Origin of the sequence: Variovorax sp. 679 (assembly GCF_003952185.1) — a bacterium.
In the GTDB taxonomy this organism is placed as follows: Bacteria; Pseudomonadota; Gammaproteobacteria; order Burkholderiales; family Burkholderiaceae_C; genus Variovorax.
This window is the reverse complement of sequence record NZ_RXFS01000007.1, coordinates 449,378-476,098: the sequence shown is the minus strand read 5'-3', so window position 1 is coordinate 476,098 and position 26,721 is coordinate 449,378. Positions and strand designations below refer to the sequence as shown.

The 26,721-nt window shown below is 67.4% G+C and carries 30 protein-coding genes; 14 read left to right on the top strand and 16 right to left on the bottom strand.

What is annotated here, in order from left to right:
* Positions 1–6 precede the first annotated feature (6 nt).
* Positions 7–1,188, bottom strand: coding sequence for an ABC transporter substrate-binding protein (locus tag EJO71_RS20675; RefSeq protein WP_125950166.1), 1,182 nt, complete (start codon positions 1,186–1,188; stop codon positions 7–9).
* A 154-nt stretch (positions 1,189–1,342) separates the two neighbouring features.
* Between EJO71_RS20675 and EJO71_RS20670 the strand changes: the two genes are divergently transcribed.
* Positions 1,343–1,981 carry a GDSL-type esterase/lipase family protein gene (locus EJO71_RS20670; RefSeq protein ID WP_125950167.1) on the top strand — a complete coding sequence of 213 codons (639 nt, stop codon included), beginning with the start codon at positions 1,343–1,345 and terminating at the stop codon, positions 1,979–1,981.
* On the opposite strand, the gene EJO71_RS20665 is transcribed toward EJO71_RS20670, so the two are convergent.
* From EJO71_RS20665 to EJO71_RS20650, 4 genes are all read right to left on the bottom strand, one after another.
* Positions 1,959–2,486 (bottom strand): class IV adenylate cyclase, encoded by a 528-nt coding sequence (locus tag EJO71_RS20665; protein WP_125950168.1) that lies wholly within the window; start codon positions 2,484–2,486, stop codon positions 1,959–1,961. The genes EJO71_RS20670 and EJO71_RS20665 overlap by 23 nt on opposite strands.
* Before the next feature lie 111 nt (positions 2,487–2,597).
* Complete coding sequence (locus EJO71_RS20660; RefSeq protein ID WP_240651449.1) at positions 2,598–2,957, bottom strand: hypothetical protein; 360 nt, start codon at positions 2,955–2,957, stop codon at positions 2,598–2,600.
* Complete coding sequence (locus EJO71_RS20655; RefSeq protein WP_125950169.1) at positions 2,954–3,547, bottom strand: cob(I)yrinic acid a,c-diamide adenosyltransferase; 594 nt, start codon at positions 3,545–3,547, stop codon at positions 2,954–2,956. The genes EJO71_RS20660 and EJO71_RS20655 overlap by 4 nt, the downstream gene beginning before the upstream one ends.
* A 23-nt stretch (positions 3,548–3,570) precedes the next feature.
* Entirely contained in the window at positions 3,571–4,071 is a 501-nt protein-coding gene (locus EJO71_RS20650; RefSeq protein ID WP_125950170.1) for a DinB family protein, read from the bottom strand.
* 73 nt (positions 4,072–4,144) lie between these two features.
* Between EJO71_RS20650 and EJO71_RS20645 the strand changes: the two genes are divergently transcribed.
* A complete protein-coding gene (locus tag EJO71_RS20645; RefSeq protein WP_125950171.1) occupies positions 4,145–5,569 on the top strand; it encodes an FAD-linked oxidase C-terminal domain-containing protein in 1,425 nt (474 codons plus the stop codon).
* Between the two features lie 80 nt (positions 5,570–5,649).
* Here EJO71_RS20645 and EJO71_RS20640 read toward each other — a convergent pair whose 3' ends face one another.
* From EJO71_RS20640 to EJO71_RS20600, 9 genes are all read right to left on the bottom strand, one after another.
* A complete protein-coding gene (locus EJO71_RS20640) occupies positions 5,650–6,549 on the bottom strand; it encodes a CsgG/HfaB family protein (RefSeq protein WP_125950172.1) in 900 nt (299 codons plus the stop codon).
* A gap of 117 nt (positions 6,550–6,666) precedes the next feature.
* The gene (locus EJO71_RS20635; RefSeq protein ID WP_125950173.1) at positions 6,667–7,632 is read right to left on the bottom strand and encodes a ParB/RepB/Spo0J family partition protein; all 966 of its coding nucleotides are present in this window, start codon (positions 7,630–7,632) and stop codon (positions 6,667–6,669) included.
* Positions 7,632–8,177 (bottom strand): alpha/beta hydrolase, encoded by a 546-nt coding sequence (locus tag EJO71_RS20630; RefSeq protein WP_125950174.1) that lies wholly within the window; start codon positions 8,175–8,177, stop codon positions 7,632–7,634. The genes EJO71_RS20635 and EJO71_RS20630 overlap by 1 nt, the downstream gene beginning before the upstream one ends.
* A gap of 42 nt (positions 8,178–8,219) precedes the next feature.
* Positions 8,220–9,140, bottom strand: coding sequence for a ParA family protein (locus EJO71_RS20625; RefSeq protein ID WP_125950175.1), 921 nt, complete (start codon positions 9,138–9,140; stop codon positions 8,220–8,222).
* Between the two features lie 21 nt (positions 9,141–9,161).
* Positions 9,162–9,776: a LysE family transporter gene (locus EJO71_RS20620; RefSeq protein ID WP_125950176.1), complete on the bottom strand. Its 615-nt coding sequence runs from the start codon at positions 9,774–9,776 to the stop codon at positions 9,162–9,164.
* A gap of 126 nt (positions 9,777–9,902) precedes the next feature.
* Complete coding sequence (gene rsmG, locus EJO71_RS20615; protein WP_125950177.1) at positions 9,903–10,556, bottom strand: 16S rRNA (guanine(527)-N(7))-methyltransferase RsmG; 654 nt, start codon at positions 10,554–10,556, stop codon at positions 9,903–9,905.
* Positions 10,553–12,517, bottom strand: coding sequence for a tRNA uridine-5-carboxymethylaminomethyl(34) synthesis enzyme MnmG (mnmG, locus tag EJO71_RS20610; RefSeq protein WP_125950178.1), 1,965 nt, complete (start codon positions 12,515–12,517; stop codon positions 10,553–10,555). The genes rsmG and mnmG overlap by 4 nt, the downstream gene beginning before the upstream one ends.
* A 175-nt stretch (positions 12,518–12,692) precedes the next feature.
* On the bottom strand, positions 12,693–13,580 hold the full coding sequence (locus EJO71_RS20605; RefSeq protein WP_125950179.1) for a transglutaminase family protein: 888 nt from the start codon (positions 13,578–13,580) through the stop codon (positions 12,693–12,695).
* The gene (locus EJO71_RS20600) at positions 13,580–13,765 is read right to left on the bottom strand and encodes a DUF1328 family protein (protein WP_013538518.1); all 186 of its coding nucleotides are present in this window, start codon (positions 13,763–13,765) and stop codon (positions 13,580–13,582) included. The genes EJO71_RS20605 and EJO71_RS20600 overlap by 1 nt, the downstream gene beginning before the upstream one ends.
* 188 nt (positions 13,766–13,953) lie before the next feature.
* Here EJO71_RS20600 and gstA point away from each other — a divergent pair, with 188 nt between their 5' ends.
* From gstA to EJO71_RS20565, 7 genes are all read left to right on the top strand, one after another.
* Positions 13,954–14,562, top strand: coding sequence for a glutathione transferase GstA (gstA, locus tag EJO71_RS20595; RefSeq protein WP_125950180.1), 609 nt, complete (start codon positions 13,954–13,956; stop codon positions 14,560–14,562).
* Between the two features lie 155 nt (positions 14,563–14,717).
* Positions 14,718–15,500, top strand: coding sequence for an enoyl-CoA hydratase/isomerase family protein (locus tag EJO71_RS20590; protein ID WP_125950181.1), 783 nt, complete (start codon positions 14,718–14,720; stop codon positions 15,498–15,500).
* Positions 15,497–17,323, top strand: a complete 1,827-nt coding sequence (locus EJO71_RS20585; protein ID WP_125950182.1) for an acyclic terpene utilization AtuA family protein — start codon at positions 15,497–15,499, stop codon at positions 17,321–17,323. The genes EJO71_RS20590 and EJO71_RS20585 overlap by 4 nt, the downstream gene beginning before the upstream one ends.
* Positions 17,324–17,407: 84 nt before the next feature.
* On the top strand, positions 17,408–18,511 hold the full coding sequence (locus EJO71_RS20580; protein ID WP_125950183.1) for an alkene reductase: 1,104 nt from the start codon (positions 17,408–17,410) through the stop codon (positions 18,509–18,511).
* Between the two features lie 66 nt (positions 18,512–18,577).
* Positions 18,578–19,063 carry a RidA family protein gene (locus EJO71_RS20575; protein ID WP_125950184.1) on the top strand — a complete coding sequence of 162 codons (486 nt, stop codon included), beginning with the start codon at positions 18,578–18,580 and terminating at the stop codon, positions 19,061–19,063.
* Entirely contained in the window at positions 19,060–19,518 is a 459-nt protein-coding gene (locus EJO71_RS20570; RefSeq protein ID WP_125950185.1) for a GNAT family N-acetyltransferase, read from the top strand. Before EJO71_RS20575 ends, EJO71_RS20570 begins: the two co-directional genes overlap by 4 nt.
* Complete coding sequence (locus EJO71_RS20565) at positions 19,515–20,282, top strand: VOC family protein (protein WP_240651450.1); 768 nt, start codon at positions 19,515–19,517, stop codon at positions 20,280–20,282. The genes EJO71_RS20570 and EJO71_RS20565 overlap by 4 nt, the downstream gene beginning before the upstream one ends.
* Here EJO71_RS20565 and EJO71_RS20560 read toward each other — a convergent pair.
* On the bottom strand, positions 20,279–21,682 hold the full coding sequence (locus EJO71_RS20560) for a sensor histidine kinase (protein WP_125950186.1): 1,404 nt from the start codon (positions 21,680–21,682) through the stop codon (positions 20,279–20,281). The two genes, EJO71_RS20565 and EJO71_RS20560, sit on opposite strands and share 4 nt — an antisense overlap.
* A gap of 7 nt (positions 21,683–21,689) precedes the next feature.
* Positions 21,690–22,379 (bottom strand): response regulator transcription factor, encoded by a 690-nt coding sequence (locus tag EJO71_RS20555; RefSeq protein WP_125950187.1) that lies wholly within the window; start codon positions 22,377–22,379, stop codon positions 21,690–21,692.
* 138 nt (positions 22,380–22,517) lie between these two features.
* On the opposite strand from EJO71_RS20555, the gene EJO71_RS20550 reads away from it, so the two are divergent.
* The 5 genes from EJO71_RS20550 (at position 22,518) to EJO71_RS20530 (ending at position 26,709) form a co-directional block, all read left to right on the top strand.
* Positions 22,518–23,378: an alpha/beta fold hydrolase gene (locus EJO71_RS20550; RefSeq protein ID WP_125950188.1), complete on the top strand. Its 861-nt coding sequence runs from the start codon at positions 22,518–22,520 to the stop codon at positions 23,376–23,378.
* Positions 23,379–23,422: 44 nt separating this feature from the next.
* Positions 23,423–23,719, top strand: coding sequence for a phosphopantetheine-binding protein (locus tag EJO71_RS20545; protein ID WP_125950189.1), 297 nt, complete (start codon positions 23,423–23,425; stop codon positions 23,717–23,719).
* Positions 23,716–24,999: a beta-ketoacyl-[acyl-carrier-protein] synthase family protein gene (locus tag EJO71_RS20540; RefSeq protein ID WP_125950190.1), complete on the top strand. Its 1,284-nt coding sequence runs from the start codon at positions 23,716–23,718 to the stop codon at positions 24,997–24,999. The genes EJO71_RS20545 and EJO71_RS20540 overlap by 4 nt, the downstream gene beginning before the upstream one ends.
* A gap of 33 nt (positions 25,000–25,032) precedes the next feature.
* Entirely contained in the window at positions 25,033–26,163 is a 1,131-nt protein-coding gene (locus EJO71_RS20535) for a sterol desaturase family protein (RefSeq protein ID WP_125950191.1), read from the top strand.
* Between the two features lie 63 nt (positions 26,164–26,226).
* A complete protein-coding gene (locus EJO71_RS20530) occupies positions 26,227–26,709 on the top strand; it encodes a GNAT family N-acetyltransferase (protein WP_206169032.1) in 483 nt (160 codons plus the stop codon).
* Positions 26,710–26,721: the final 12 nt, after the last annotated feature.

Genomic DNA, 26,721 nt, shown 5'->3' with positions numbered 1-26,721 from the left:
GACTGACTACTTGGCCGCTGCCACGGCCGCCTTCTCGTCGAGCTGCGCCCACTTGCCGTCCTTCACGACGAGGTTGACGCTCTTCACGCCGATCACGCGGCGCGTCTGCGCATCGAAGTTCGCCTTGCCGAAGATCACGCTGGGCACGTCCCGGATCTTGTAGAACGCGTCGCGCACGGCCTTGCGGTCGGCGTTCGGGCCAGCCTGGCGCAGTGCGGCCGCCGCGTACACCACTGCGTCGTAGGCGTAGGCGTTGAAGGCGTCGGGCTCCTTGTCGTACTTGGCGCGGAAGCTCTTCACGAAGTCGCGCACCTCGGCGCGCGGCTCGTCGGGATAGAAGGCGGTGTTGGTGTAGATGCCGTTCACGGCAGCGCCACCGAGTTCGATGAACTTCGGCGAATACACCGAGCCCACGGCGGCGATTGGCTGCTTCAGGCCCACGCTGCGCACCTGGCCCGCGATGAGCGCACCGTCGGGGTAGTAGGAGATGAGCACCAGCCCGTCGGGGTTGGCGTCGCGCACGCGCACCAGGGTCGAGCGGAAGTCCTTCTCGTCGGGCTGGTAGCCCTCGGCAATCGCGAGCTGCGCACCACGCTCCTGCGCGGCCTTCACGAGCACGTCCTTGCTGGTGCGGCCCCAGTCGGTGTTGAGGTACAGCACGGCGATGCGCTTGAAGCCCAGCGTCTTCACCGCGAGTTCGGCGAGCAGCGGCTGCGCGTCGGCCTGGCTGATCGAGGGGCTCCAGATGTAGTCGCCGCCCTTGGTGAAGTCGGGATGCGAGTTGGTGAAGCCCAGTTGCACCAGGCCCGCGCGCTGGTAGATGGGCGATGCGGCCATCGAGGCCGGGCTGGAGAAGTCGCCGAGCTCGATGAGCACGCGCTTGTCGTTCACCAGCTTCTGCGCAATGGCCACCGACTGGCGCGGATCGCTCTGGCTGTCCTCGAAGTTGTAGGCCAGCGGGCGGCCGTGGATGCCGCCCTGCGCGTTGATGTGCTCGAGCGCGAGGTCGAAGCCTGCCTTCCATTGCGCGCCGTACTGCGCGTTCTGCCCGGTGAGCGGACCGCTGACGCCGAACCACACGGGCTCGCCGGCAGCAGGTGCGGCCCATGCGGCGACGGGCGCGATCAGCAAGGCGGTGGAGAGTACAACCACATGACGCAGGAAGCGGTGGCGGGTGAGCAGCGGCATGGTGTCGGGTCCGGGGATGAATGAAGATGCAGGGGAACGATTCTTCGCCCGCACCCGACGCCGGTGAACTAACAAAAACGGGGAGGCTTATGCGCTTTCCGAGCAAAGGGACAAGCGCCCTCGCCCCTTCGGGCTGCGTTAGGTTGCGCGCCACATGAAGCGACGACATCTCCTCCATCTGCTGGCCGGCGTGCCCGCCGCGGCCCTCCTGGCGGCCTGCGGCAAGCGCAAGCCCTCGGCCACGGCGCTGAAATCCGATGCCCGCGTGCTGGCCCTCGGCGACAGCCTGACCTTCGGCTACGGCGCGCCGCCCGAGGCGTCATGGCCCGTGAAACTGGGGCAGCTCACGGGCTGGCAGGTCGAGAACGCGGGCGTCAACGGCGACACCTCCGAAGGCGCGCTGCAGCGCCTGCCGGGGCTGCTGAATGGCGCGAGCTACGACGCGATCCTGATCGGCATCGGCGGCAACGACATGCTGCGCGGCGTGTCGGCAACGGCCACGCGCGACAACCTCGTGGAGCTGATCAGGCAGGCGCGTGCGCACACGCCACATGTTGCCGTGCTGGCAACGCCTTCGCCCGACGCGATGCGTGCGGTGGTGGGTTCGCTCAGCGATGCGCCGTTCTATGAAGAGGTGGCGAAGGCGCAGCAGGCGCTGCTGGTGGCCAATGTGTATTCGAGCGTGCTGTCGGACTCGTCGCTGCGCTCCGACCGCATTCATGCCAATGCACGAGGCTACGAGAAGGTCGCGCAGCTGCTCGCGGAACAGCTCAAGGCTGCGGGCTGGCGTTGATCAGGTCGACGTAGGCGCCCTGCACCAGCTGTTCGGTACTCACGCCCAGTTGCGCCATGAGCGCATGCGCCTCGGCGACGCCGGCTTCGGCCGACTCGCCCTCCTCCAGCACCACTTCGAGTTCGAGGAACTCGCCGAGGCCTTCGACGCGATCCAGGTGCACGCGCGTGCGGCCGACGAGAAACAGCCGGCGCTGCTTGCGCACACGGCCAGCCTGGCCCCACGCGAGCGTGAGCGATTCGCGCAGCACGTCGGGCGTGCTGCAGGGCGTGATCAGGTAGAACGACTCCTTCGGACCGGCGCTGTTCGCGCGGCGGTAGAAGATGAGTTCCGCGCGGTCGGGCGTGAAGGTGCGCAGCTTGAGGCGGTCAGCGCTGTCGCTGCAGTGGAAGAAGGTGTCGTCTTGCGCGATCTCGATGGGGCCCTTGTCGGCCAGTGTTGCGGCGATGGCTGCAACGCGTTCCACGCCGTCGATGCGGGCCTTGATTTCTATGTTTCTTGCCATATCAGGTTCTCCCCCAGGCTTCGCGCACTTCGTGTCGCTTCGCCAACCCCCTTCCGGGGGCAACACCGGTAGCCCGGCGAAGCCGGTTCCACGGTGTTCCTGGATTGATGATCAGGGCGCACTGCCCTGCGGACCCACGGACGGCGGCGCGGCTCGGCCGCTGGACCCCGGCGAGAGCTTGCGCCCGAAGGCCTCGCCCACGTTGCGCACCGGCCGGCTGGCTTTCTCCGACACGTTGTTGATGCCGCGCCGCGTGGCGGCATCCGCACGATTGACGCCACGGCCTGCGGCATTGGTGCCGCGCTGCACGCTGCCCACGACCTTGCCGCCGTGCGATGGCGACTTGATGGTGTGGGCGCGCTGCGCCTGCGGCGGGTTGTCCGCGCTCTGGGCCTGTGCGCCGGCTGGCAGCCACAGCGCGGCGGCCATGGTCATTGCGAGCGATGCACGAAAGGTGTTCGGGAATTTCATGGAGCCTCCTTGGTATCTGTTTGGTCTGCTGCTGCGGCGCGCGCCATGCGCTCGCTCTTCCAGTAGACGTCGTCGCCGCCATTCATGCGGTTGAGCACGCGCGCGAGCACGAAGAGCAGGTCGCTGAGGCGGTTGAGGTATTGCCGCAGCGCATCGTTGAGTTGTTCGGTGGCGCCCAGCGCCACCACGGCTCGCTCCGCCCTGCGCGCCACGGTACGGCACACATGCGCAAGCGAAGCCGCGCGCGTGCCCGCCGGCAGGATGAATTCGGCCAGGCGCGGCAATGCGGCGTTGTGCTCGGCCAGCGCGTTGTCGAGCTGCAGCAGCGCATCGGCCTTCAGCAGCGTGAAACCCGGCATCGACAGTTCGCCGCCGAGGTTGAAGAGCTGGTGCTGCACGTCGACCAGCAGCTCGCGAACGGGCTCCGGCATGGGCTCGCACAGCAGCAGGCCGATGTTCGAGTTGAGCTCGTCCACGTCGCCCATCGCATGCACGCGCAGGTGGTCTTTCGGCACGCGCGTGTTGTCGCCGAGGCCGGTGGTGCCGTCGTCGCCGGTGCGGGTGGCGATCTGGGAAAGTCGGTTGCCCATGGAGGCTCCTGTTCTTTCGTTTCCTAGCGATCGACGGTCGATGCGTCGATCTTGCCCGCCAGCCACTGCAGGCCTGCAAGATGCTGCTGGTCGTGACTGCACAGGTAGTGGATGAGGCTTCGCATCGTGAGCGGTCCGTAGCCTTCGAACACAGCCGTGCGCGCGAGCTGCGCGTCGCTCAGGCTGGAGATGATCTCCATCGTCTGCACGCGTGCCAGGCGGAAGTCGGCCAGCACCTTCGCCGCGTCGGCCGCGCCGTAGTTGCGCTCGATGGCCAGTGGTTCGCTGTCGATGGAGGCGAGCGTCGGATGCGTCTCGGCCAGCGTGCGCCGGAAGCGCACGTGGTAGCCCTCGATCTCGATGTCGCGCACATGGCAGAGCTGCTCGATGGCGGTGAAGGCCTCGCTGGGCACGCCTTCCCACGAAGGAGGGGCCCAATGCCGGAAGGCGGTGGGAATGGCCGCGTAGTGGGCCTCCAGTTGCGACGGGAAGGCCGCAAGGGCGCTGAGTGTGGTGGGGTTCATGTTTTTTCCGAAGCGCATTATGGTGCTCGCTCCGTAAAATGGCCGATCCCCCTCACCCGCCAGGAGCCTCCCGATGAACGCCCCGACCCAAACCTCGCACCTGATGCCGGAGCTTCATCTGCGCGACGTGCCCGCCAGCTTGATCGACGGGCTGAAGGCGCGCTTCGGCGCCAATTGCTCCACCGCCATGGCGGTGCGCACGCAGCACGGGCGCGACGAGTCTTCCTTCGATGCGCCACCGCCCTCCGCCGTGGTGTTCGCCGAGAGCACGCAGGACGTGGCCGACGCGGTGAAGCTCGCGAGCGAGCACAGCGTGCCGGTCATCCCCTTCGGCGTGGGCTCCTCGCTCGAAGGCCACCTGCTGGCGGTGCAGGGCGGCATCAGCATCGACGTGTCGCGCATGAACAAGGTGCTGTCGATCAACGCCGACGACCTCACGGTGACGGTGCAGCCCGGCGTCACGCGCAAGCAGCTCAATGAAGAGATCAAGAGCACGGGCCTGTTCTTCCCCATCGACCCGGGCGCCGACGCCTCCATCGGCGGCATGACGGCCACGCGCGCCAGCGGCACGAACGCGGTGCGCTACGGCACGATGCGCGAGAACGTGCTGGCGCTCGAAGTGGTGACTGCGGCGGGCGACGTCATCCGCACCGGCACGCGTGCGAAGAAATCGTCGGCCGGCTATGACCTCACGCGCCTCATGGTGGGCAGCGAAGGCACGCTGGGCGTGGTCACCGAGATCACGCTGCGCATCTATCCGCTGCCTGAGGCAGTGTCAGCGGCGATCTGCTCGTTCCCGAGCATCGAGGCCGCGGTGCGCACGACCATCGAGACCATCCAGCTCGGCGTGCCGATCGCGCGCGTGGAGCTGATCGACGTGAACACGGTGCGCATGGTGAACGCGTACGCCAAGCTCAACCTGCGCGAAGAACCAATGCTGCTGATGGAATTCCACGGCTCGCCCGCCGGCGTGAAGGAACAGGCAGAGACGGTGCAGGAACTCGCAAGCGGCCACGGCGGCAATGCCTTCGAATGGGCCAGCACGCCGGAAGAACGCACGCGTCTGTGGACGGCACGGCACAACAGCTACTTCGCGGCGGTGCAGTCGCGCCCGGGCTGCCGCGTGATCTCGACCGACACCTGCGTGCCGATCTCGCGGCTGGCCGATTGCCTGCTCGACTCGGTGGCCGAGGCCGATGCCAGCGGCATCCCCTACTTCCTCGTCGGCCATGTGGGCGACGGCAACTTCCACTTCGGTTATCTGCTCGATCCGAACATCCCCGAGGAGCGCGTGAAGGCCGAGGAGCTGAACCATGCGCTGGTGAGCCGCGCGCTGGCGCTCGAAGGCACCTGCACCGGCGAGCACGGCGTAGGTCTGCACAAGATGGATTTCCTGGTCACCGAGGCCGGCGTGGGCGCAATCGACATGATGCGCACGATCAAGCGCGCGCTCGACCCGAAGAACATCATGAATCCGGGCAAGATCTTCAGCCTCTGATTCCGCGCTCAGGCGGCCAATGAAAAAGCCCGGGGCTCTTGCGAGCCGCCGGGCTTTGTCTTGTCCTGGCGCTGCCGTGATCAGTTGGTGCGGCGACGTGCCGGCGGGGCCTTCTCCGCGGGCACGTAGGTCTGCGACGGCGCTGCGCCACCATCCACGCCAAGTCGGCCGCCGCCGCCGAGGCCCTGGCCACGCACCGTCTGCGCCTTGTAGTTGCGCAGCGAACGGACCATCTGGTTGAAGGCGTCCATGAAGGCCGCGGCAATCACCTTGCCCTGCGCCGTGTTGGTGTAGCCGCCGAGGCCGCCGCCCGCGCTGCGGCCGGCCAGCGCACCGAAGGCGCCGAAGTCGGTCTTGGAGGCGCTGCCTTCCGAAGCCGCGACCTGCACACCCGAACGGTTGTCGATCAGCGTCAACAGTGCGCTGGCTTCCTTGGTCTGCATGCTGCCGCCGACAGCCGCCAGCGCACGGCCACGGCCGCCGCCCACCAGGCCGCCGAGCGCGCCGCCGATGCCACCGGCGTCGCTGTTGCTGAAGACGATCTCGGGCGACAGGCCGTAGTCGGACGCCACCATCTGGCCGCGGCCGAAGTTGCTGCCGCCGCGCATTTCACCCGACTGCTGCAGTGCGCGTTCGCGCGTCATGGCGTTCATGCCGGCAGCGCCGCGCTCGACCACGATGAAGCAGTTCGATTGCTGCACCAGCAGGCGCAGCAGGTTGGCGGTGGGGGGCAGGCGGTATTCGCCGGTGAGGATGGTGTACCAGCCGGCGCTCTGGTTCTCGATCAGCGAGACCGTGCCGAGCGGCGATTCGCAGCGCTCGAGCTGGCTGCTCGCGTTGTCGGTGGCGCCGCCTGCCGCGCTGCCCGTGGCCATGGTCTTGGCCGACTGGCTGCCCATTTGCATGTCGGTCGCGGCGCAACCGGTAAGAAGAAGTGCGCCGACGGCGATGGCCGCTAGCGGGAACCTGGTGAGCTGCATGGTGGAGACTCCCTCTGTTCGTTAAGAGATCTGGGGTTGGAAAAACCAGCGGTCGAGGATACGCGCAAAGGATTGCAGGAATCAATCAAACGAACGCCAGCCCCCGGGTTCACAAAACTAGGCCGTTCGGCGGATGCGTTCGATCAATCCGTTGAGCGCCTCGATGGAGCCGAAGTGGATCGCGAGCTCGCCGCTTTCCTCGATGCGCCCACCGCGCTTGCTGCGCTTCTTGATGCGCACCTCGACCTCGGCCGTGAGCAGGTCGGCCAGTTCTTCTTCAACGCGCTGCAGGTCGCGCGATTTCTCGCCGGAATTGCTGCGGCGCGAAGGCGTGAGCGTGAACTCGGCCGCGAGCTTCTTCACCAGCGCCTCGGCCTCGCGCACCGACATCTTCTTGGCGGCGATCTGGTTGGCTGCCGTGATCTGCGTGCCTCGGTCGAGCGACAGCAGCGCGCGGGCATGGCCCATGTCGATATCGCCGGCCATCAGCATCTGCTGCGCGGGTTCGGCCAGGTTCAGCAGGCGCAGCAGGTTGCTGGCCGCGCTGCGCGAACGGCCGACGGCCTGCGCGGCTAGCTCGTGAGTGAGCCCAAACTCGGTCACCAGGCGTTGCAGGCCTTGGGCCTCTTCCAGCGGATTGAGGTCTTCGCGCTGAATGTTCTCGATGAGGGACATCGCCGCAGCGGCCTCGTTGGGCACGTCGCGCACGAGCACCGGCACGCTGTCGAGGCCGGCGAGCTTCGCGGCACGAAAGCGGCGCTCGCCCGCGATGATTTCGTACTCGGCGTTCTTGGCCGCGGCCGATTCGGCATCGAGCCGCCGCACCAGGATCGGCTGCATGATGCCCTGCACCTTGATGCTCTCGGCCAGCTCGTAGAGCGCGCCCTCGTCCATGCGCGTGCGCGGCTGGTAGACGCCGGCGACCATCTGGTCGAGCATCAGTGTGCTCGGGTTCCTTGGCGCACCGCCCTCTTCCGTGTCCCCGGCACCGCCGCTGCCGTTGTCGGCGGCGGAAGGAGCGGCCGTCGGGCCCAGCAGCGCTTCGAGGCCGCGTCCCAGTCCCTTGGGTTTCTTGGTCGCCATCAGTTCTTTTCTTTCGAGATTTCGTTCAGGAGTTTGCGGCCCTCGGGCCAGTCGCCCAGGCCCGATTCGGCATTCAGGTGGCCGCCCGGACCCGCGTCGATGAAGCGCGCACCCCAGTCGCCGGCCAGCTGCCGCGAGCGCGAGATTTCGCAGTAGGGGTCGTCGTTGGCGGCAATCAGCACCGCCGGGAAAGGCAGCGGCTTGCGCACGATCGGTGCCCAGCCGGGAATCAGCTGGCGCAGGTTGTCGCTTTCCACATCGCCGGGCGCGACCAGCAGCGCGCCGCGCACCTTGTGCGTGTTGCGCGAGTGCGCGGCCCAGGCAGCGACGAGGATGCAGCCGAGGCTGTGCGCCGCAAAAACCACCGGACCGGCCGAAGCCAGCACTTCTTCTTCAAGCCTCGCGGACCAGTCGCCGCGCAGCGGGCGCATCCACTCGTGCTGCTCGACGCGATGGTCGCCATGGACCGACTCCCAGCGGGTTTGCCAATGGCCGGGGCCGCTGTTCTGCCAGCCAGGCAGCAGCAGGATACGAGGCTCTGTCATTTGCTACTGATTCGATAGCAGCCTGCAGCGCGCAAGCTGGCGTCAGGCGTTGTTTTCACTGGCGGAGTCGGCGGCCGGCGCGGCGGCGGGAGCCATGACGTCATCGGGAATGGGCAGGTCCGGCGTGATGCGCGCGACCGGTGCGATGGGCGGTGCCACCGCACCCGAGGCGAAGGCGCTCGCGGGCGGCATCTTGTCGACCAGCTCCTGGGCGAAGGCGATGAAGGCCTGGCTGCCACGGGCGGCCGGATCGAACACCACGCCCGGCAGGCCGTAGCTCGGCGCCTCGGCCAGCCGCACGTTGCGCGGGATCACGGTGTCGAACACCTTGTCGCCGAAGTGGGACTTGAGTTGCTCGCTCACCTGCTGCTGCAGCGTGATGCGCGGATCGAACATCACGCGCAGCAGGCCGATGATCTGCAGGTTCTTGTTGAGGTTGGCGTGCACCTGCTTGATGGTGTTGACCAGGTCGGTCAGCCCTTCGAGCGCGAAGTACTCGCACTGCATCGGCACGATCACGCCGTGGGCAGCGCACAGGCCATTGAGAGTCAGCAGGCTCAGGCTCGGCGGGCAGTCGATCAGCACGAAGTCGTACTCGGCACCGACCGCGGCCAGCGCGGTGCGCAGGCGCTTTTCGCGGCGGTCGAGTGCGACCATCTCGACTTCGGCACCGGCCAGTTCGCGATTGGCGCCCAGCACGTCGTAGCCGCAACCGCCCTCCACCAGCTTGTCGGCCTTGACCCGCGCCTCGGCCACCGAGGCCGATTCGAGCAGCACGTCGTACACCGTGAGTTCCAGCTCGCGCTTGTCGATGCCCGAACCCATGGTGGCATTGCCCTGCGGATCGAGGTCGATCATCAGCACGCGCTGGCCGACCTTGGCCAGGCCGGCCGCGAGGTTGACGGTGGTGGTGGTCTTGCCGACTCCGCCCTTCTGGTTGGCGATGCAGAAAATCTTGGCCATGTGAGTACCGGGATCGATCGATCAGCGCGAGATTGCGAGCTTGACGCCGAAGGCGATCAGGAAGGTGCCGGCAAGCTTTTCGAGCGTGGTGGAAATGCGGGGATTGGCGCGGATGCGCTCGGCCAGGAAGTGCGTGAGCAGCGTCGAGGTCAGGCCGTACAGGAAGGTCAGCGCGGCAATCGTCACCGCCATCGCGCCGAAGGTGATCAGGCCCTGGTGCCGGGCCGGGTCCACGAACAGCGGGAAGAAGGCCATGTAGAACACGATGGCCTTGGGGTTCAGCAGCGTGATGGTGAAAGCCTGGCGCATGAAATGGCTGGGTTTGATGTTGAAGATCGGCGCCGAGCCGGGCTTGGCCAACAGCATCTTGATGCCCATCCACGCCAGGTAGGCGGCGCCCAACCACTGCACTGCCTTGAAGGCAGCCGGGTAGGCGGCCATCACGGCCGATACGCCCGCCACTGCCGCCCACAGCAGGAACTGGTCGCCGATGATCACGCCGGCCGTCGCAGCCAATCCACCGCGAATGCCGCCTTTGCTCGTCGAGGTAATCAGTGCCAGATTGCCCGGACCGGGAATCAGAAGGAACAGGACGATGGCGGCGACGAATGCGCCGTAGTCAGCGATGCCGAACATGGGATTTGCCTCGAAAAAGCGAGCCGGGAATGGGACCAGAGGGAGGCATCGAGTCTAAGCGAGCACACCGCCGCCAGGACTGTTCCGACACCGGCTTTTACCGGTGTCGCCGCTTCTTTTGCGGATTCAGGCGCTGATTTCGGCCGCTTCCTTGCGCGCCCAGACGATGCAGCGCTCGGCATCCAGGCCCGGAACCATCAGTTGTTCCACGTGAAACACAGACACGCCCTTCGGCAAGGCGGCGAGTTCATCGGTCGGCACCTTGCCCTTCATGGCCAGCCAGACGCCACCCTGTGCGAGCAGGTTCATCGAGCCGTTGAAGAAATCGGGCAACGAGGCGAAGGCGCGAGAGCTGATGACTTCGTAGCTGCCGACCAGGGATTCGACCCGGGCGTGCAGTCCGCGAAGGTTTCGCAGCTCCAATTCGGCAGCCACTTGCTGCACGAAGGCGGCCTTCTTGGCGACCGCATCGAGGCAGCTCACCTCGAGATCGGGCCGCATGATGGCAATCACCACGCCGGGCAAACCGCCGCCTGAGCCCACGTCCAGCAGCTTGCCCTTCCCTGCCCACTCGCGCTGCAGGGGTGCGACGGCCGCCAGGCTATCGAGCAAATGGTGCGTCAGCACGCTGGCCGGATCGCGCAGCGCCGTGAGGTTGTAGACCTTGTTCCACTTGAGCATCAGCGTGCCGTAGGCCAACAACTGTTCGGCCTGGAGATCGGTCAGCGCCACGCCCATGGCGGCTGCGCCGGCGCGCAGCGTATCGATCGGCGCCGTCATTCGGCGGACTGCGGCTCGGTGGCTGCTTCCGTGGAGTTGGCGGCGTCGCGGGCGAAGGCTTTGTGACCGCCCTTGCGCAGGTGGATCATCAGCAAGGAGATGGCGGCCGGCGTCACCCCGGAGATGCGCGAGGCCAAGCCCAGCGTTTCCGGCCGGTGCTTGTCCAGCTTCTGGCGCACCTCGAAACTCAGCGCCTTGACCTGGCCGTAGTCGAAATCAGCCGGCAGCTTCAGGTTCTCGAAGTGCGCGGCGCGCTCGACTTCATCGTGCTGGCGTTCGATATAGCCGGAGTACTTGGCCGAGATCTCGATCTGCTCGATCTCGGTTCCGCTCAGCGCCGCCGGGGCACCGTACTTGCCGCCGTCCAGCGTCATCAGAGTTTCGTAGCTCACGTCGGGCCGGCGCAGCAGGTCGGCCAGGTTGTATTCGTGGTCGATGGCCTTGCCCAGCACCCGCTCCGACTCCGAAGCCGGCAGGTTGCGCGGGTTCACCCAGATCGACTTGAGGCGCTCTGTTTCACGTGAAACAGCATCGCGCTTGCGGCTGAAAGCGTCCCAGCGCGCATCGTCCACCAGGCCCAGCTTGCGGCCGGTTTCGGTGAGGCGCATGTCGGCGTTGTCTTCGCGCAGCTGCAGACGGAACTCCGCGCGGCTGGTGAACATGCGGTACGGCTCGGTCACACCCTTGGTGATCAGGTCGTCGACCAGCACGCCCAGATAGGCTTCGTCACGGCGCGGCAGCCAGGCATCTTCGCCACGGCATTGCAGCGCGGCATTGATGCCGGCGAACAGCCCCTGGGCCGCCGCCTCTTCATAGCCGGTCGTGCCGTTGATCTGCCCGGCGAAGAACAGGCCCTTCACCGAACGCGTCTCGAAGCTGCTCTTGAGCTCGCGCGGATCGAAGTAGTCGTACTCGATGGCGTAGCCCGGCCGCAGGATGTGGGCGTTCTCCAGCCCTGGCATCGAACGCACCAGCTGGTACTGGATGTCGAACGGCAAGCTGGTCGAGATCCCGTTCGGGTAGTATTCGTTGGTCGTCAGGCCTTCGGGCTCCAGGAAGATCTGGTGGCTTTCCTTGTCGGCAAAGCGATTGATCTTGTCTTCCACGCTCGGGCAGTAGCGCGGCCCCACGCCGTCGATCTTGCCGGTGAACATCGGGCTGCGGTCGAAGCCCGAGCGGATGATCTCGTGCGTGCGCGCGTTGGTGTGCGTGATCCAGCAGGGCATCTGCTGCGGATGCATGTCCACGCGGCCCATGAAGCTGAACACCGGCATCGGCCCTGCCCCACCGGGCATGCCGTCGCCGGGTTGTTCCGTGCACTTCGAGAAATCGATGCTGCGGCCGTCGAGCCGCGGCGGCGTACCCGTCTTGAGCCGACCCTGCGGCAGCTTCAGTTCCTTGAGCCGCGCCGACAGGCTGACGGCCGGCGGGTCGCCCGCGCGGCCGGCCTGGTAGTTGTCGAGCCCGACGTGGATGCGGCCGTCGAGAAAAGTACCCGCCGTCAGCACCACGGTGCGCGCGCGGAAAGCAATGCCCACCTGCGTGACGGCGCCGACAACGCGATCGCCCTCCACCATCAGGTCGTCGACGGCTTGCTGGAACAGGCTCAGATTCGGCTGGTTCTCCAGCCGGTGGCGGATGGCCGCCTTGTACAGAACGCGGTCGGCCTGGGCGCGGGTCGCGCGCACGGCCGGTCCCTTGCTCGAATTGAGGATACGGAACTGGATGCCGGCTTCATCGGTGGCAATCGCCATCGCACCGCCGAGCGCATCGACCTCCTTCACCAGGTGGCCCTTGCCGATGCCGCCGATCGACGGATTGCAGCTCATCTGCCCCAGCGTCTCGATGTTGTGGGAGAGCAGCAGCGTCTTGGCGCCCATGCGCGCGGCGGCGAGCGCGGCCTCGGTGCCGGCATGGCCACCGCCGACGACGATCACGTCGAATTCTTCGGGGTACAGCATTTGGAAATGGGGGCGCACAACTGACGCGTGCGCGGCGCAAAAGGGGCACTGATTTTAATCGGCCGGACCGATCTGCGCCCCTTGTGTGGACAAGCTAGAGGGGCATGCCAAATCGCCTTCAGAGACCCATGCATTCTTGATAGTTTGCTATGTTTTTAATAGCAAACTATCCGCTTCAGTCCGTCGCTTCGGCCGCCTGCGCCAAAGGCATCGGCTTCTCGATGCCGATCAGCTCGCCGCTGGGCGCCGGCGCCACCGACGGCTGCAGGCTCTCGTCCTGCAACTCGCGAACGACGAGCTTCTTGTCCGTCATGCGCACGTTGCCGAAGATCGTGCAGAAGGCCACGTCCTTCGCGTCGCGCCCCGTGCCCACGCGCACCAGCCGATCGACCGGCGCCATGCGCGTCGGATCGAACAGCACCCATCGCCCGCCGAGCCAGGCCTCGAGCACCGCGTGGAAATCCTGCGGCGGCTCGTCGAACCACACGTAGCCGACCACCAGCCGCGCCGGAATGTTGAGCGCGCGGCAGAAGGTGATGCCCAGGTGCGCGAAGTCGCGGCACACGCCTGCGCGTGCCACGAACACTTCGCGCGCGGTCGTGGTCGAGTCGCTGCTGCCCGGCTCATAGGAAATGCTCTCGTGGATCCAGTCGACGATGGCCTGCACCCGGCCGATGCCGGCCGGCAGGTCGCCGAAGAGTTGCTGCGCGCAGCGCGACATCAGGTCCGACTCGCAGTAGCGCGTGGGCATCGTGTAGTGCAGCACCTCGTCGGGTACCTCGCTGACCGGCATCTCGCCCAGATCGGTCGGCACCACCGCGTGCGCGCGCTGCACGCTGGCCCGGTAGCGGATCTTCAGCGGCCCCGGCTTCGCGTCGAAGCGAATGAAGCGGTTGCCGCTGCCCTCGTCGCAGAACAACCGCATCGGGGTCGCCGGCTCGATCGCCAGCTTCTCCTTGATGACGGTCTGCATGTCCGAGCGCGCCGCCTCGATGTTGAGCAGCATGTGGGCTGGCGCGACCACCTCGTAGTCGAGCTGCGCCTCGATGTGCGAGAGGTGCATCAGTCGAGCGCCTTCTTCACCGCACCCACGCCCAGCGCGGCCAGAACAACGAACAGCACCGCCAGCACCAGGAACAGGCCGAACAGCAGCTTCGCGATGCCGGCGGCGCCCGCCGCGACGCCGCCGAAGCCGAGCAGGCCGGCCACGAGGGAGATGACCGCAAAGATGATCGCGTACTTCAACATCCTGGTACTCCTTGCAGCAGGCCTTGCCCGCCGTGCGAGGCAGCTTAGAAAGCGCGGTGAGTGCGCCCGATAGTCGCCCCGCGCATGCGGTCGTAGGACAAAAACGCGAGGCCGCCAAACCCGCTAGCATCCGCTGCGGTTCCTCATAACAATCAGTCAACCAACCTCGTCATCACTGGAGTTTTCGAATGAAGCTGTACTACTCGCCCGGCGCCTGCTCGCTCTCCCCTCACATCGCGCTGCATGAAGCGGGCATCGCCGCCGAACCCGTGCTGGCCAGCACCAAGAGCCACAAGCTGCAGGACGGCACCGACTACTACGGCATCAACCCGCTGGGCTACGTGCCGATGCTCGAGCTCGACGACGGCACCCGCCTGCGCGAAGGCCCCGCCATCCTCCAGTACATCGCCGACCTGGCACCCACCAAGAACCTCGCACCGGCCGCCGGGACCATGCAGCGCTATCGCCTGCAGGAATGGCTGACCTTCATCGGCACCGAGGTGCACAAGGGCTTCAGCCCGCTGTTCAACCCGAACATGCCCGAGGAAGCCAAGAGCATCTTCAAGGACAAGCTCAAGTCGCGCTTCCAGTGGCTCGACAAGGAGCTGGCCGGCAAGGAGTACCTGATGGGCGAGCACTTCAGCGTGGCCGACGGCTACCTGTTCACCGTCACCAACTGGACCAAGCCCACCGGCGTGGACATCTCCGACTTTCCCAACCTGCTCGCCTGGCATGCACGCGTGGGCGCCCGCCCCGCCGTTCAGGATGCGATGAAGGCTGAAGGCCTTCTGAAGTAATACGAAGCTCGCAAAAGCGAGCAGAAGCATTGAAGCGGCCCGAGACCCTCCTAGGGAAAACCCGGGCCGCTTCAGCCACAAGCCGCACGATGCGGCTTTTTTTTCGCGCGACGCTACGGGCAGAACTCCAGCCGACCGAAGAAGGAATCCGCGCCATGCCCGAAACCCCTCCACCCGCCGAACTGCGCGAAGAGATGCGCGGGCCCGTCATGTGGCTCACCATCGAGCGCGAAGAGCGCCGCAACGCCATCAACGCCGCCGTGCTCACCGGCCTGGGCGACGCCATTGCCCGCGCCAACAACGACAGCGCCGTGCGCGCCGTGGTCATCACCGGCGCCGGCACTCGCGCCTTCTGCGCGGGCGCCGACCTGCAGAGCGGCACCTCCTTCAAGTTCGACTACGCCGCGCCCTACCAGGGCTTCGCCAATCTCTTCCGACAGGCCCGGCAATCGACCGTGCCGCTGATCGCGCGCGTCAACGGCGCCTGCATGGCCGGCGGCATGGGCCTCATGGCGATGTGCGACATGGCAGTGGCGAGCAGCCAGGCCGTGTTCGGCCTGCCCGAGGTGAAGGTCGGCCTCTTCCCTGCACAGGTGCTCAGCGTGCTCGGCGGCCTGCTGCCGCGCCGCGTGCTGGCCGAGATGTGCATCACCGGCGAACCCATGGACGCTACACAGGCGCTCGAACTGAATCTCGTCAACCGCGTGAGCGACGACGTCGACGAAAGCGTCGACTGGCTGCTCGGCCGCATGCTCGACAAGTCGCCCGCCGCCATCCGCCGCGGCCTCTACACCATGAAGAAGATCGAGGCGATGGCCTTCGAGGAATCGATGGCCTTCACCGAGAGCCAGATCGGCCTGTTCGCTCTCACCGAGGACGCAGCCGAAGGACAGCTAGCCTTCCGCGAGAAGCGCAAACCGCAATGGAGCGGCCGATGAGCAGCAATCAGAACAACGAGCGCATCGTCCGCATCGGCGGCGCCTCCGGCTTCTGGGGCGACAGCAGCGTGGGCGCGCCGCAGCTCGTGGGCAGCGGCCAGATCGACTACCTCGTGTTCGACTACCTTGCCGAACTCACCATGTCGATCCTCGCGGGCGCGCGGCTCAAGAAGCCCGAGCTCGGCTATGCGACCGACTTCGTCTCGGTGGCGATGAAGTCCGTGTTGAAGGACGTCGTGAAACAAGGCATCCGCGTGGTGAGCAACGCGGGCGGCGTCAATCCGCAAGGCTGTGCCGACGCGCTGGCGGCGCTGGCCGCCGAGCAGGGCATATCGCTGAAGATCGCCGTGGTGAGCGGCGACGACGTGTCTCCCCTGCTGCCGCAACTGCGCCAGTCGCAACCACCCGTGCGCGAACTGCAGAACGGCGCCGCGCTGCCCGAACGCGTGCTCACCGCCAACGCGTACCTCGGCGCACGTCCGATCCAGGCAGCGCTCGATGCGGGCGCGCAGGTCGTCATCACCGGCCGCTGCGTCGACTCGGCCGTCACGCTCGGCGTGCTCATGCACGAGTTCAAGTGGCAGCCGAGCGACCTCGACCTTCTCGCCGCAGGCAGCCTCGCGGGCCACATCATCGAATGCGGCTGCCAGGCCACCGGCGGCCTGCACACCGACTGGGACACCGTGCCCGACTGGCCGAACATCGGCTATCCCATCGTCGAATGCAGCGCCGACGGCAGCTTCGTCGTCACCAAGCCCGCGAGCACCGGCGGCAAGATCACGCCCGCAGTGGTGGGCGAGCAGATGCTCTACGAGATCGGCGACCCCGCCGCCTACCTGCTGCCCGACGTGGTGGCCGACTTCACGCAGGTGCGCATCGAGCAGGCCGGCGAGCACCGTGTGCGCGTGCACGGCGCGCGCGGCCGTGCGCCCACCGCGAGCTACAAGGTCAGCGCCACCTACGTCGACGGCTTCAAGACAGCGGCGCAACTCACCATCGTCGGCTTCGATGCAGTGGCCAAGGCGAGGCGCACGGGCGAAGCGATCCTCGCGCGCACGAGCGCACTGTTCTCGCAATACGGCTTCGGCCCCTACAGCGGCACGCAGATCGAGGTGCTGGGCGCGGAGTCCTGCTACGGCCCGCATGCACAGGCATTGCAGACGCGCGAGGCTGTGCTGCGGCTCGCGGTGACGCATCCGCGCAAGGAGGCGCTGGAGCTGTTCGCGCGGGAGGTCGCGCCTGCAGGCACGTCGTGGGCACCGGGCACCACCGGCGCGGGTGGTGGACGGGCTTCCGCGTCGCCGTCGATCCGGCAGTACGCGTTCCTGCTCGACAAGTCGCAGGTCGACGCAGCAGTGACCATCGATGGAGAGCGCATCGATGTTCCACGCACAGACGGTGCGCCCGCCAACAAAGCGGCCAACGCCATCTCTTCGCCTGCCAGAGCCACCCAGACGACGATCGACACCCCCGCCGCGGACAGCATCGAAGTGCCATTGCTGCGCCTTGCATGGGCTCGCAGCGGCGACAAGGGCGACACATCGAACATCGGCGTCATCGCACGCCACCCCGACCTGCTTCCGCTGCTGCGCGAGCAGCTCACCGAGACGCGCGTGGCCGAATGGCTCGCGCACCTGGTCAAGGGCCGCGTCACGCGCTACGAGGTGCCCGGCATCGACGCCTTCAACTTCGTCTGCGAACAGGCACTCGGCGGCGGCGGCATGGCCTCGCTGCGCAACGATCCGCTCGGCAAAGGCATGGGGCAGATCCTGCTGGCCGTGCCCATGCGCGTGAGCCCCGCATTGCTGGCGCTGCTTCCTTAGCACCAATCCGTCAACCGTGCGACAGCAGGGTTGAGGCTGCGCGCTTAGCCTTGCGCCTGTTTCAACTCTGCTTTCGATCGCACGATGTCCACCCTCTTCGACCCCGTACAGGCCGGCGACCTGAAGCTCGCCAACCGCGTCGTCATGGCGCCGCTCACGCGCAACCGCTCGCCGAACGCCATCCCACCCGACATCGCCGCCACCTACTACGCCCAGCGCGCCAGTGCCGGCCTTCTCATCACCGAGGCCACCGCCATCAGCCACCAGGGCCAGGGCTATTCCGACGTGCCCGGCCTCTACGGCACCGAGCAGCTCGACAGCTGGAAGCGCGTGACCGACGCCGTGCACGCAAAGGGCGGAAAGATCGTGGTGCAGCTGTGGCACGTGGGCCGTGTCTCGCACAACGAACTGCAACCCGGTGGCGGAAAGCCCGTCGCGCCCTCGGCCATCACCGCCAAGACCAAGACCGTGCTCATCAAGGACGGTGTGCCGACCTTCGTCGACACCTCCGAGCCGCGCGCGCTCGACGCGGGCGAGCTGCCCGGCATCGTGCACGCCTACGCGGTGGCCGCTCGCAGCGCGGTCGAGACCGCCGGCTTCGACGGCGTGGAAGTCCATGGCGCCAACGGCTACCTGCTCGACCAGTTCCTGAAGGACGGCAGCAACAAGCGCACCGACGACTACGGCGGCAGCATCGAGAACCGCGCCCGCCTGCTGCTCGAAGCCACGCGCGCGGTAGTCGACGCCGTCGGCGGCGGCAAGACCGGCATCCGCCTGTCGCCCGTGACGCCGGCCAACGATGCGCACGACAGCAACCCGCAGCCCCTCTTCACCTACGTGGTGAAGCAGCTCGCATCGCTCGACCTCGCCTACATCCACATCATCGAAGGCGCCACCGGCGGCCCGCGCGAGATCGAGGACCGCCCCTTCGACTACGAAGCCCTCAAGGCCGCGTACCGCCAGGCCGGCGGCAAGGGCGCATGGATGGTGAACAACGGCTACGACAAGCCACTGGCTGAAGAAGCCCTGAAGGAAGGCGACGACCTCGTGGCCTTCGGCAAGCCCTTCATCTCCAACCCCGACCTCGTTCGCCGCCTGCGCGAGAACGCGCCGCTGAACCCGCTCGACAAGGCCACGATGTACGGCGGCGGCGCCAAGGGCTACACGGACTATCCGGCGCTGGCCTGAGCCCGCAGGGGCCATGGCAAGATGCGGCGGACGCTTCGTGTCCGCCGCCCCAAGGAGAGAAATGCCATGGCCCGCATCGAGCAACGACTGGCCGCGCTCGGCCTCGTTCTTCCGCCTGCAGTGACGCCGCCGCCCGGTGTCGTGCTGCCCTTTCAATTCGTGCGCATCGTCGGCCGGCGCGCCTTGATCTCGGGCCACGGCCCGCTCAACGCAGACGGCACCATCGCCGCGCCGCTCGGCAAGCTGGGCCGCGAACTGAGCGTCGAACAGGGCTACGCCGCCGCGCGCCTCACCGGGCTCGCGATGCTCGGCAGCCTGCAACGCGCTCTCGGCGATCTCGACCGCATCGCCGCGTGGACGCGCGTGTTCGGCATGGTCGCCTGCGCTCCCGGTTTCGACCGGCAGCCGGCCGTCATCAATGGCTTCTCCGACCTCATCCTCGAAGTCTTCGGCCCCGACATCGGCGCGCATTCGCGCAGCGCCGTGGGCATGGCCGAGCTGCCGTTCGGCATCCCCGTCGAGATCGAGGGCGAAGTGGAATTCGACGCATGACGGCGTGGACCATCCGGCGCGCGACGGAGAGCGACGCTGCATCCATCGCCGACTGCGCCGTCGAGGCCTTCCGCCACTACATCCCGCGCCTGGGCCTCACGCCGATTCCGATGACCAAGGACTACGGCGCGGCGATCGCGAATGCGCAGGTGTGGATTGCCACGCAAGAGGACCGGACCATCGCCGCGCTGGTGCTCGACGTCACCGACGAAGGCTTCCTCATCGACGTGATTGCGGTGCGTCCCGGCCAGCAGGGCACGGGCCTGGGCCGCGCGCTGCTCGAACTGGCCGAGCGCGAGGCACTGCGGCAAGGGCATGACTCGATCTACCTCTTCACCAACGAGAAGATGACCGAGAACCGCGCGCTCTACGAGCGCATCGGCTACGTCGAATACAAGCGCCTCGCCTTCGCGGAACGCACCCGCGTCTTCCTGCGCAAGCAACTGAAGCAATGAGCACGATGCAGCTCGCCCGCATTCACCACGTCGCCATCATCTGCTCCGACTACGCGGTGTCGAAGCGCTTCTACACGGAGGTGCTGGGCCTGCGCGTGGTCGCCGAAAACTACCGCGCCGCGCGCGACTCGTACAAGCTCGACCTGGCGCTGCCCGACGGCTCGCAGATCGAACTCTTCTCCTTTCCCGATGCACCCGCGCGCCTCACTCGGCCCGAGGCCCAGGGGCTGCGGCACCTCTCCTTCGAGGTGCCCGACGTGCAGGCCGCGGCCGACGAACTCGCGGCGCAGGGCATCGCCGTCGAACCGCTGCGCACCGACGAATTCACGGGGCGGCGCTTCACCTTCTTCGCCGATCCCGACGGCCTTCCGCTCGAACTCTACGAGGCCGTGCCAGACGACGATCTCGATGCGCTGCTGCTGAAACTCGAAGGCGCACTGCATCTTCGCGAGGTGCGCGCGAGCGCCGCGCGACTCGAGGAACTGCTGGACGACGACTTCCATGAACTCGGCGTCTCGGGCACCGTGTGGACACGCGACGCCATCATCGAAGCGCTGCGCGACGAGGCCTTTTCGGAACGGACGATGTCGGACTTTCGCGTGCTGCGCATGGCGCCCGACGTGGCGCTGGTCACCTATCGCGCACACCGTGAAGCCACTTCACAGCGCCCCGCCGCGGACTCGCTGCGCAGCTCACTGTGGCAACGCCGCGCCGGTCGCTGGCGCATGGCGTTCCACCAGGGTACGCCGCTGCAGACGCCCTAGATCGCCTCGCCGAACGCCACGCTCACGCGCAGGCCCGTGGGCTCGGCCGCTTCGAGCCGCAGCTCCGCGCCCAGCAGCTCCGCATAGCGCGAGACGATCGACAGCCCCAGCCCCGAGCCCTGCCCCAGCTTCTCCCCCGCGGGCCCTTGTGACCAGCGCTGCATCAGGTCGCGCTGCGCTTCGAGCGGAATGCCCGGCCCGTCGTCGATCACGCTCAGCGTGTGGCCCGCCAGCTCGACGGTGATGGTGCGCCCGCCATAGCGCAGCGCGTTGTCGATCAGGTTGTCGAGGATGCCTTCGACCAGCGCCTCGTTGGCACTCACGACAACGCCGTCATCGAGGCCGCGCGCACCCAGGTCGACACCCCGCGCGTCGGCACGCGCAAGGTGCCGCAGCACCGTCTGCTCGGCCAGCACGTCGAGCCGCACCGGCACGCGCTTGAGCTCGGTGCGCGCCTCCTCGGCCAGCGCAAGCGCAAGCAGCTGGTCGATCAGGTGGCTGGCGCGCGCCTGCCGTTCCGACACGCGCTCCAGCTGCTCGCGCCACACCTTGGAGTCGTGCTGCGCCAGTCCGTATTCGGCCAGCGCGCGAATGCCCGCCAGCGGCGTGCGCAGCTCGTGCGCCACGTTGCCCACGAACTCGCGTTGCGCCTGCACGCTGTTGCTGAGCCTCTCGAAGAGCGAGTTCACCGCGTTGCCGAGGCGCTGGAGTTCGCGCGATGTGTGCGCCACAGCCACCGGGGACAGGTCGCGCACGTCGCGACGGTCGAGCGCGCGCTGCAGGTCGCCGAGCGGGCGCAGGTCGCTGCGAATGCCGTACCAGAGCCAGATCGCGAGCAGCACGAGCAGCAGGATCTGCGGCGCCAGCGCGTAGCCCAGCAGCTGCCGCACCAGCGCCGTCCGGCTCAGCGTGGTCTGCGCGATGATCACGCGATAGGGCATGCTGATGTCGGGCTCGGCATCGTGTTCGAGCACCACCGCGCGCAGCGTGCTGCCCTCGTAGTCCACGTCGGCAAAGCGGTAGCGCGAGCCGTCCACCGGCAGCGGTGCCTTCAGGCCGGGCTGCCCCGAGATCAGCGTGCCATCGAGCCGCTGCACCGCGAAGTACACCTTGTCGACCTGGTCGAAGAGCACGGTGGCCACCTCGCGCGGCGTGAGCATCAGCTCGATGCCGCGTTCGCCGGCCTGCACGTTGGCCGACAGCGCATAGGCGTCGTCGAGCATGCCGCGGTCGAAGGCCTGTTCGGAGAAGTAGTTGGCAATGACCAGCGCGATGACCGCGCCGACCATCCACGTGAGCGCCAGCGGCACCAGCACGTTGCGCAGCACGCGGCGCGTGAGCGACGGCGCGCGCACTGCCGGCGCCGGTGGCGATTCGGTGGTCTGCTCCTGGCCGGTCACGCGCGGATCACACCTCGGCTTCGAGCAGGTAGCCGATGCCGCGCAGCGTGCGGATGCTTGCGCCAGTGCCTTGCAGCTTCTTGCGCAGGCGGGAGATGAAGGCCTCGAGCGCGTTGTCGCCGAGCGATTCGTCGAAGCTCGAGAGCTTGTCGGACAGCGCACGCTTGCTCACGGTGCGGCCCGGCGGGCTCATGAGTTCCCACAGCACCTCGAACTCGCGCGCCGGCAGGTCGAGCGGGCCGCTCGCGGTGGAGAAGCGGCGTGCCTTGCGGTCGAGCTTCAGCTGGCCCAGCAGCACGACGTCTTCGGTGCCCTTCGCGCGGCGCACCAGTGCGCGCAGGCGGGCTTCGACCTCGGCCAGGTCGAAGGGCTTGCCGAGGTAGTCGTCGGCACCCGCGTCGAGGCCCGCAATGCGCTCCTCGGTGCGTCCGCGCGCGGTGAGCACGAGCACCGGTGTCCGGTCGCCCCGCGCGCGTGCCTGTCGCAGCGCGGTGAGGCCGCTTGCGAGGCCGCTGGTGGGGCTTGCGGTGGCCGGCAGGTTGAGGTCGAGCAGCACTGCATCGAAGGGCTGCACGCGCCACAGGTGGTCGGCATCCTCGACGTTGGTCGACACATCCACGCGATGGCCGGCATCGGCGAGGCTGCGCACCATCACATCGCGCAGGACGGTGTCGTCTTCAACGAGCAGAATTCGCATGGTCTTTGAATGGTTTGGGGGTAATCTGCCTAGCGAACGACGGGTCAGCGGCCGGTCAGTCGCTCCAAGCGATAAACGCAACATGAGCATACGACAGCACGATGAAACACGGGCCACTTTCGTGGCCTGCGCCACACGATGAGCGCGCGTGAACCCTCCGATCTCCTGAGCCTTGTGCCTCCGGAAGTGCAGGGCACCGCCGTGGTCCTGCTCCATGGTTTATGCAGCACGCCTGACGAGTTGCTGACCGTGCAGTCCGCACTGCGCAGCCGCGGCTATCCGGTGCACCCGCTGGCGATCGAGGGTTACTCGTTCGACGCCAATGCGCCGATGCAGCGGGCAGCGCCGTACGAACGCTGGCTCGATGCGATCCAGGCCCAGGTGAAGGCGCTGCGCAAACAGCACGATCGCGTGATGCTGGTCGGCATCTCCGCCGGCTCCTCGCTCGCGCTCGGCGCGGCCATCCGCTGCGGCAGCGAGGTCGATGCGCTGGTGCTCATGTCGACCACGCTGCGCTTCGACGGCTGGGCCATTCCGCGCACGCAGTTCCTGCTGCCGCTGGCCTTCTACACGCCGCTCGGCAGGCTCTGGCAATACCGCGAGCGTCCGCCCTACGGCGTGAAGAACGAGCGCGTGCGTGCCTGGATCGAGCGCGAGCTGCGTCATCGCAAGGTCTCGCGCGCCGGCAGCTCCGTCATCGGCGTGGGTCATCTGCGCGAGCACGACAGGCTCATCCGTCACGTGCGCCGCAACCTCCACAACGTGCAGTGCAACGACGTGCTCGCGCTGCATGCCCAGCAGGACGAGGTGGCCAGCGTGGCCAATCTCGGCATCCTCGCGCGCGGTCTTCGCTGCCGCGCATTCCGTGCCGTGGTGGTCGCCAACAGCTACCACATGATCACAATCGACAACGATCGTCAACAGGTCGTGAGCGAAACAGTGTCGTTCGCCGACGCGGTGGCGCATGGCACGATGCCCGAGCATCCGCTGTACGCCTGACATCTTCGAACTTGTTCGACCACGCCTGAAAGGAAAGCATTCCAATGTCTTCTTCCGACGCTTCCACCCCCACCTTCAACAGCATCGCGGCGATCCTCGAGACCGACTTCCGCGTCGAACGCTCGGCCATCACGCCGGCCACCGCGCTGACCGATCTCGGCCTCGACTCCCTCGCGCTGATGGAGTTCGTCTTCGCCGTCGAGGACGCCTTCCACCTGCGCATTCCCGAAGACCGCCTCGACCCGCGCGAAGCCGGCATCACGCTGCAGCGCCTGTGCGAAGTGATCGACGCGGAAAGCACCGGCGCCACCGCGGGCCAGCCCGCAGAAGCGACAGCATGAGCAGCGGTGCCGCCCACGCCGTGCTGGCCGCCTCGGCCGCGCGCGCCGCATCCGCGCCGGTGCGCGTGAGCGGCATCGGCTTCGTCACGCCCATCGGCCGCACCGTCGAGGCCTTCGACGAAGCGCTGTTCGCGGGCCGCTCGGCCGTGCGCGCGCAGACGCTGGAGATCAAGGGCATGGACCCGATGGCGCTCGCCGTCGCCGCATGCGACTTCGATTCGAACGGCGTGCGCAGCACCTCCCGCCTGCCGCTGGACCGCGGCACCGCCATGGCGCTGGCCGCCGCGCAGGACGCGGCCGGCGAAGCGAAGCTCGACCTCGAAACCATCGACCGCGATCGCCTCGGCATCTTCTGGGGCTGCGGCCTCGCGGGCGCCGGCACCTTCGACAACACCACCAGCGCGCTCTACGGCGAGCAGCGCCGCATGCGCCCGACGACCGTGCTCACGGTGATGCCCAACGCCGCCGTGGCCGAACTGGCGCTGCACTTCGGCGCACGCGGCTCGGCCATTGCCTACGCCTGTGCCTGCGCCTCCTCGGCCGTGGCCATCGGCGAGGCGATGCGCGCGATTCGCGGCGGCTGGATCGACGTTGCCATCGTCGGCGGCCACGACGCCATGCTCACGCCCGGCGTGATGGCCAGCTGGCACGCCATGCGCGTGATGGCGCCGCCACCGGCCGATGCGCCCTCCTCCGCATGCCGCCCGTTCTCGGGCGACCGCGCGGGCTTTGCCATCGGCGAAGGCGCGGCCGCGCTGGTGCTCGAATCCGAAGCACATGCCGCCGCGCGCGGCGCCGAAGCCGCGCCCTTCGTGCTCGCGGGCTACGCCACCAACTGCGACGGCACGCACATCACCAACCCCGACTCCGCGGGCCAGGTGCGCGTGATGCGCGCCGCACTGCGCGACGCGGGCATCGAGGCCTCCGAAGTCGGCCACATCAATGCCCACGGCACAGCCACTTCCGCCGGCGATGCAGCCGAAGCCGCATCGATCCGAGAAGTGTTCGGCAACACCGTGCCCGTAAGCGCGACCAAGGCCATCCATGGCCACGTGCTCGGCGGCGGCGGTGCGATCGAACTCGTCGCGGCGCTGCGTGCACTCGCGCGCGAGACGCTGCCGCCCATCGCCAACCTGCAGACGCCCGATGCCGCATTCGACCTCGACTTCGTGCAGGGCGAGGCTCGCGAGGCCAAGGGCATCCGCTATGCGCTGTCCAATTCCTTCGCTTTTGGCGGCACCAACGCTGTCATCGTGGCCGGCCGCGCGTCCGATCGCTGAAGATTCGCTGAATACTTCCTGAAAAAACGCGCGGTGCATCGGCTGGTCGTTTTCGTCGTGCCGGTGTTCGCGCTGCTCATGGCGTGCGAGTTCGCCTGGGGCTGGTTGAAGCGGCGCAACACCTACCGCTTCAACGACACGCTCGGCAGCCTGAGCCAGGGCCTGCTGAGCCAGGCGCTCGCGGTCTGCACACAGCTCTTCCAGATCGGCCTCTACGCGATGGTCTATCCGCTGGTCGCGATATGGACGCGGCCGAGCTTCTGGGACAGCGCCATGGGCTGGATCGTCGCCGTGCTGCTGTTCGACTTCTTCGACTACTGGCTGCATCGCGCAGGGCACGAGTCGGCCGTGTTCTGGGCCGCGCACTCGGTGCACCACCAGAGCCAGCACTTCAACTTCTCCACCGCGCTGCGGCAGGAGAGCACGGTGGCCTTCCTGGGCTGGGCCTTCTACCTGCCGATGGCGGTGGTGGGCGTGCCGCCCGAGCAGTTCGGCCTCGCGGGGCTGATCGTGCTGGTCTACCAGTTCTGGATCCACACGGAGCACATCGGCAAGCTCGGCTGGTTCGACCGCGTGTTCTCTTCGCCGTCGAACCATCGCGTGCATCACGCCGTGAACGACGGCTACGTCGACCGCAACTACGGCGGCATGCTCGTGGTGTGGGACCGGATGTTCGGCACCTTCGCGGAAGAAACCGAGCGCTGCGTCTACGGCACGCGCAAGGCGCTTTCGAGCTTCGATCCGATGCGCGCCATCCTCGGCCCCTACGCGCCGCTGCTGCGCGACGCCTGGCACACGAAGCGCTGGCGAGACAAGATCGCCGTGTGGTTCAAGTCGCCGGGCTGGCGGCCGGCCGACGTGGCGGCGCGTTTCCCCGAGCCCGCGTTCTCGCTGGAAGAAGCCATGCACATCCATGACCCCGCGCTCACGCGCCCGCAGGTCGCCTCAGCCGCACTTCACTTCGCATGCTGGGTCGGCGTGACGCTGGCCTTTCTCTGGCGCGCCGACGATCTCGCGTTCCAGATCGGGCTGATGCTTCTCGTGCTCGCGGTCGGCGGCTTCTGGTCCATCGGCGCCGTGCTCGATTCACGGCTTCGACTGCGATGGGCCTGGTGCGCGCAGGCGGCGTTGCTGGCGATCTCGGCGGTACTGCTCTTCACCTGAACGCCCGATCACCTGAGCCTGGCCCGCTATGCTCTGCGCCTTCATCGTTGCGGGGCATCCATCATGCGCAGGCTGGCCACACCCGAAGACATCGACACCGTCTTCGCCCTCTACATGCACGAGAAGGTCGTGCCCTACCTGGGCTACGACCCGATGCCGCTCGAGGACTTCAAGCCGATCTACCGGCAACTGCTGGACGGCCGCGACTTCTTCATCTACGAACGCGAAGGCCACGTCGCCGGCTTCTATCGCGCCTCGCGCTACCCCGGTCGCGTGCGGCACGTGGCCAGCCTCGGCACGCTCGCGGTGAACCCCTCACTGCACGGCCAGGGCATTGCGCTGGCGATGGTGACCGAGGCGATCGAGCGGCTCAGGTCGGACGGCGTCAAGCGCATCGAGCTCATCGTCGAGAGCGACAACGCACCGGCGCTGCGCTTCTACGAAAAGCTCGGCTTCGAGCGCGAAGGCACCCTGCGCAAGTTCTACAAGCGTGCAGGCGATGCGCAGGCCATCGACGACCACATCATGGCGCTGCTGTTCGACTGAGCGGACGACCGG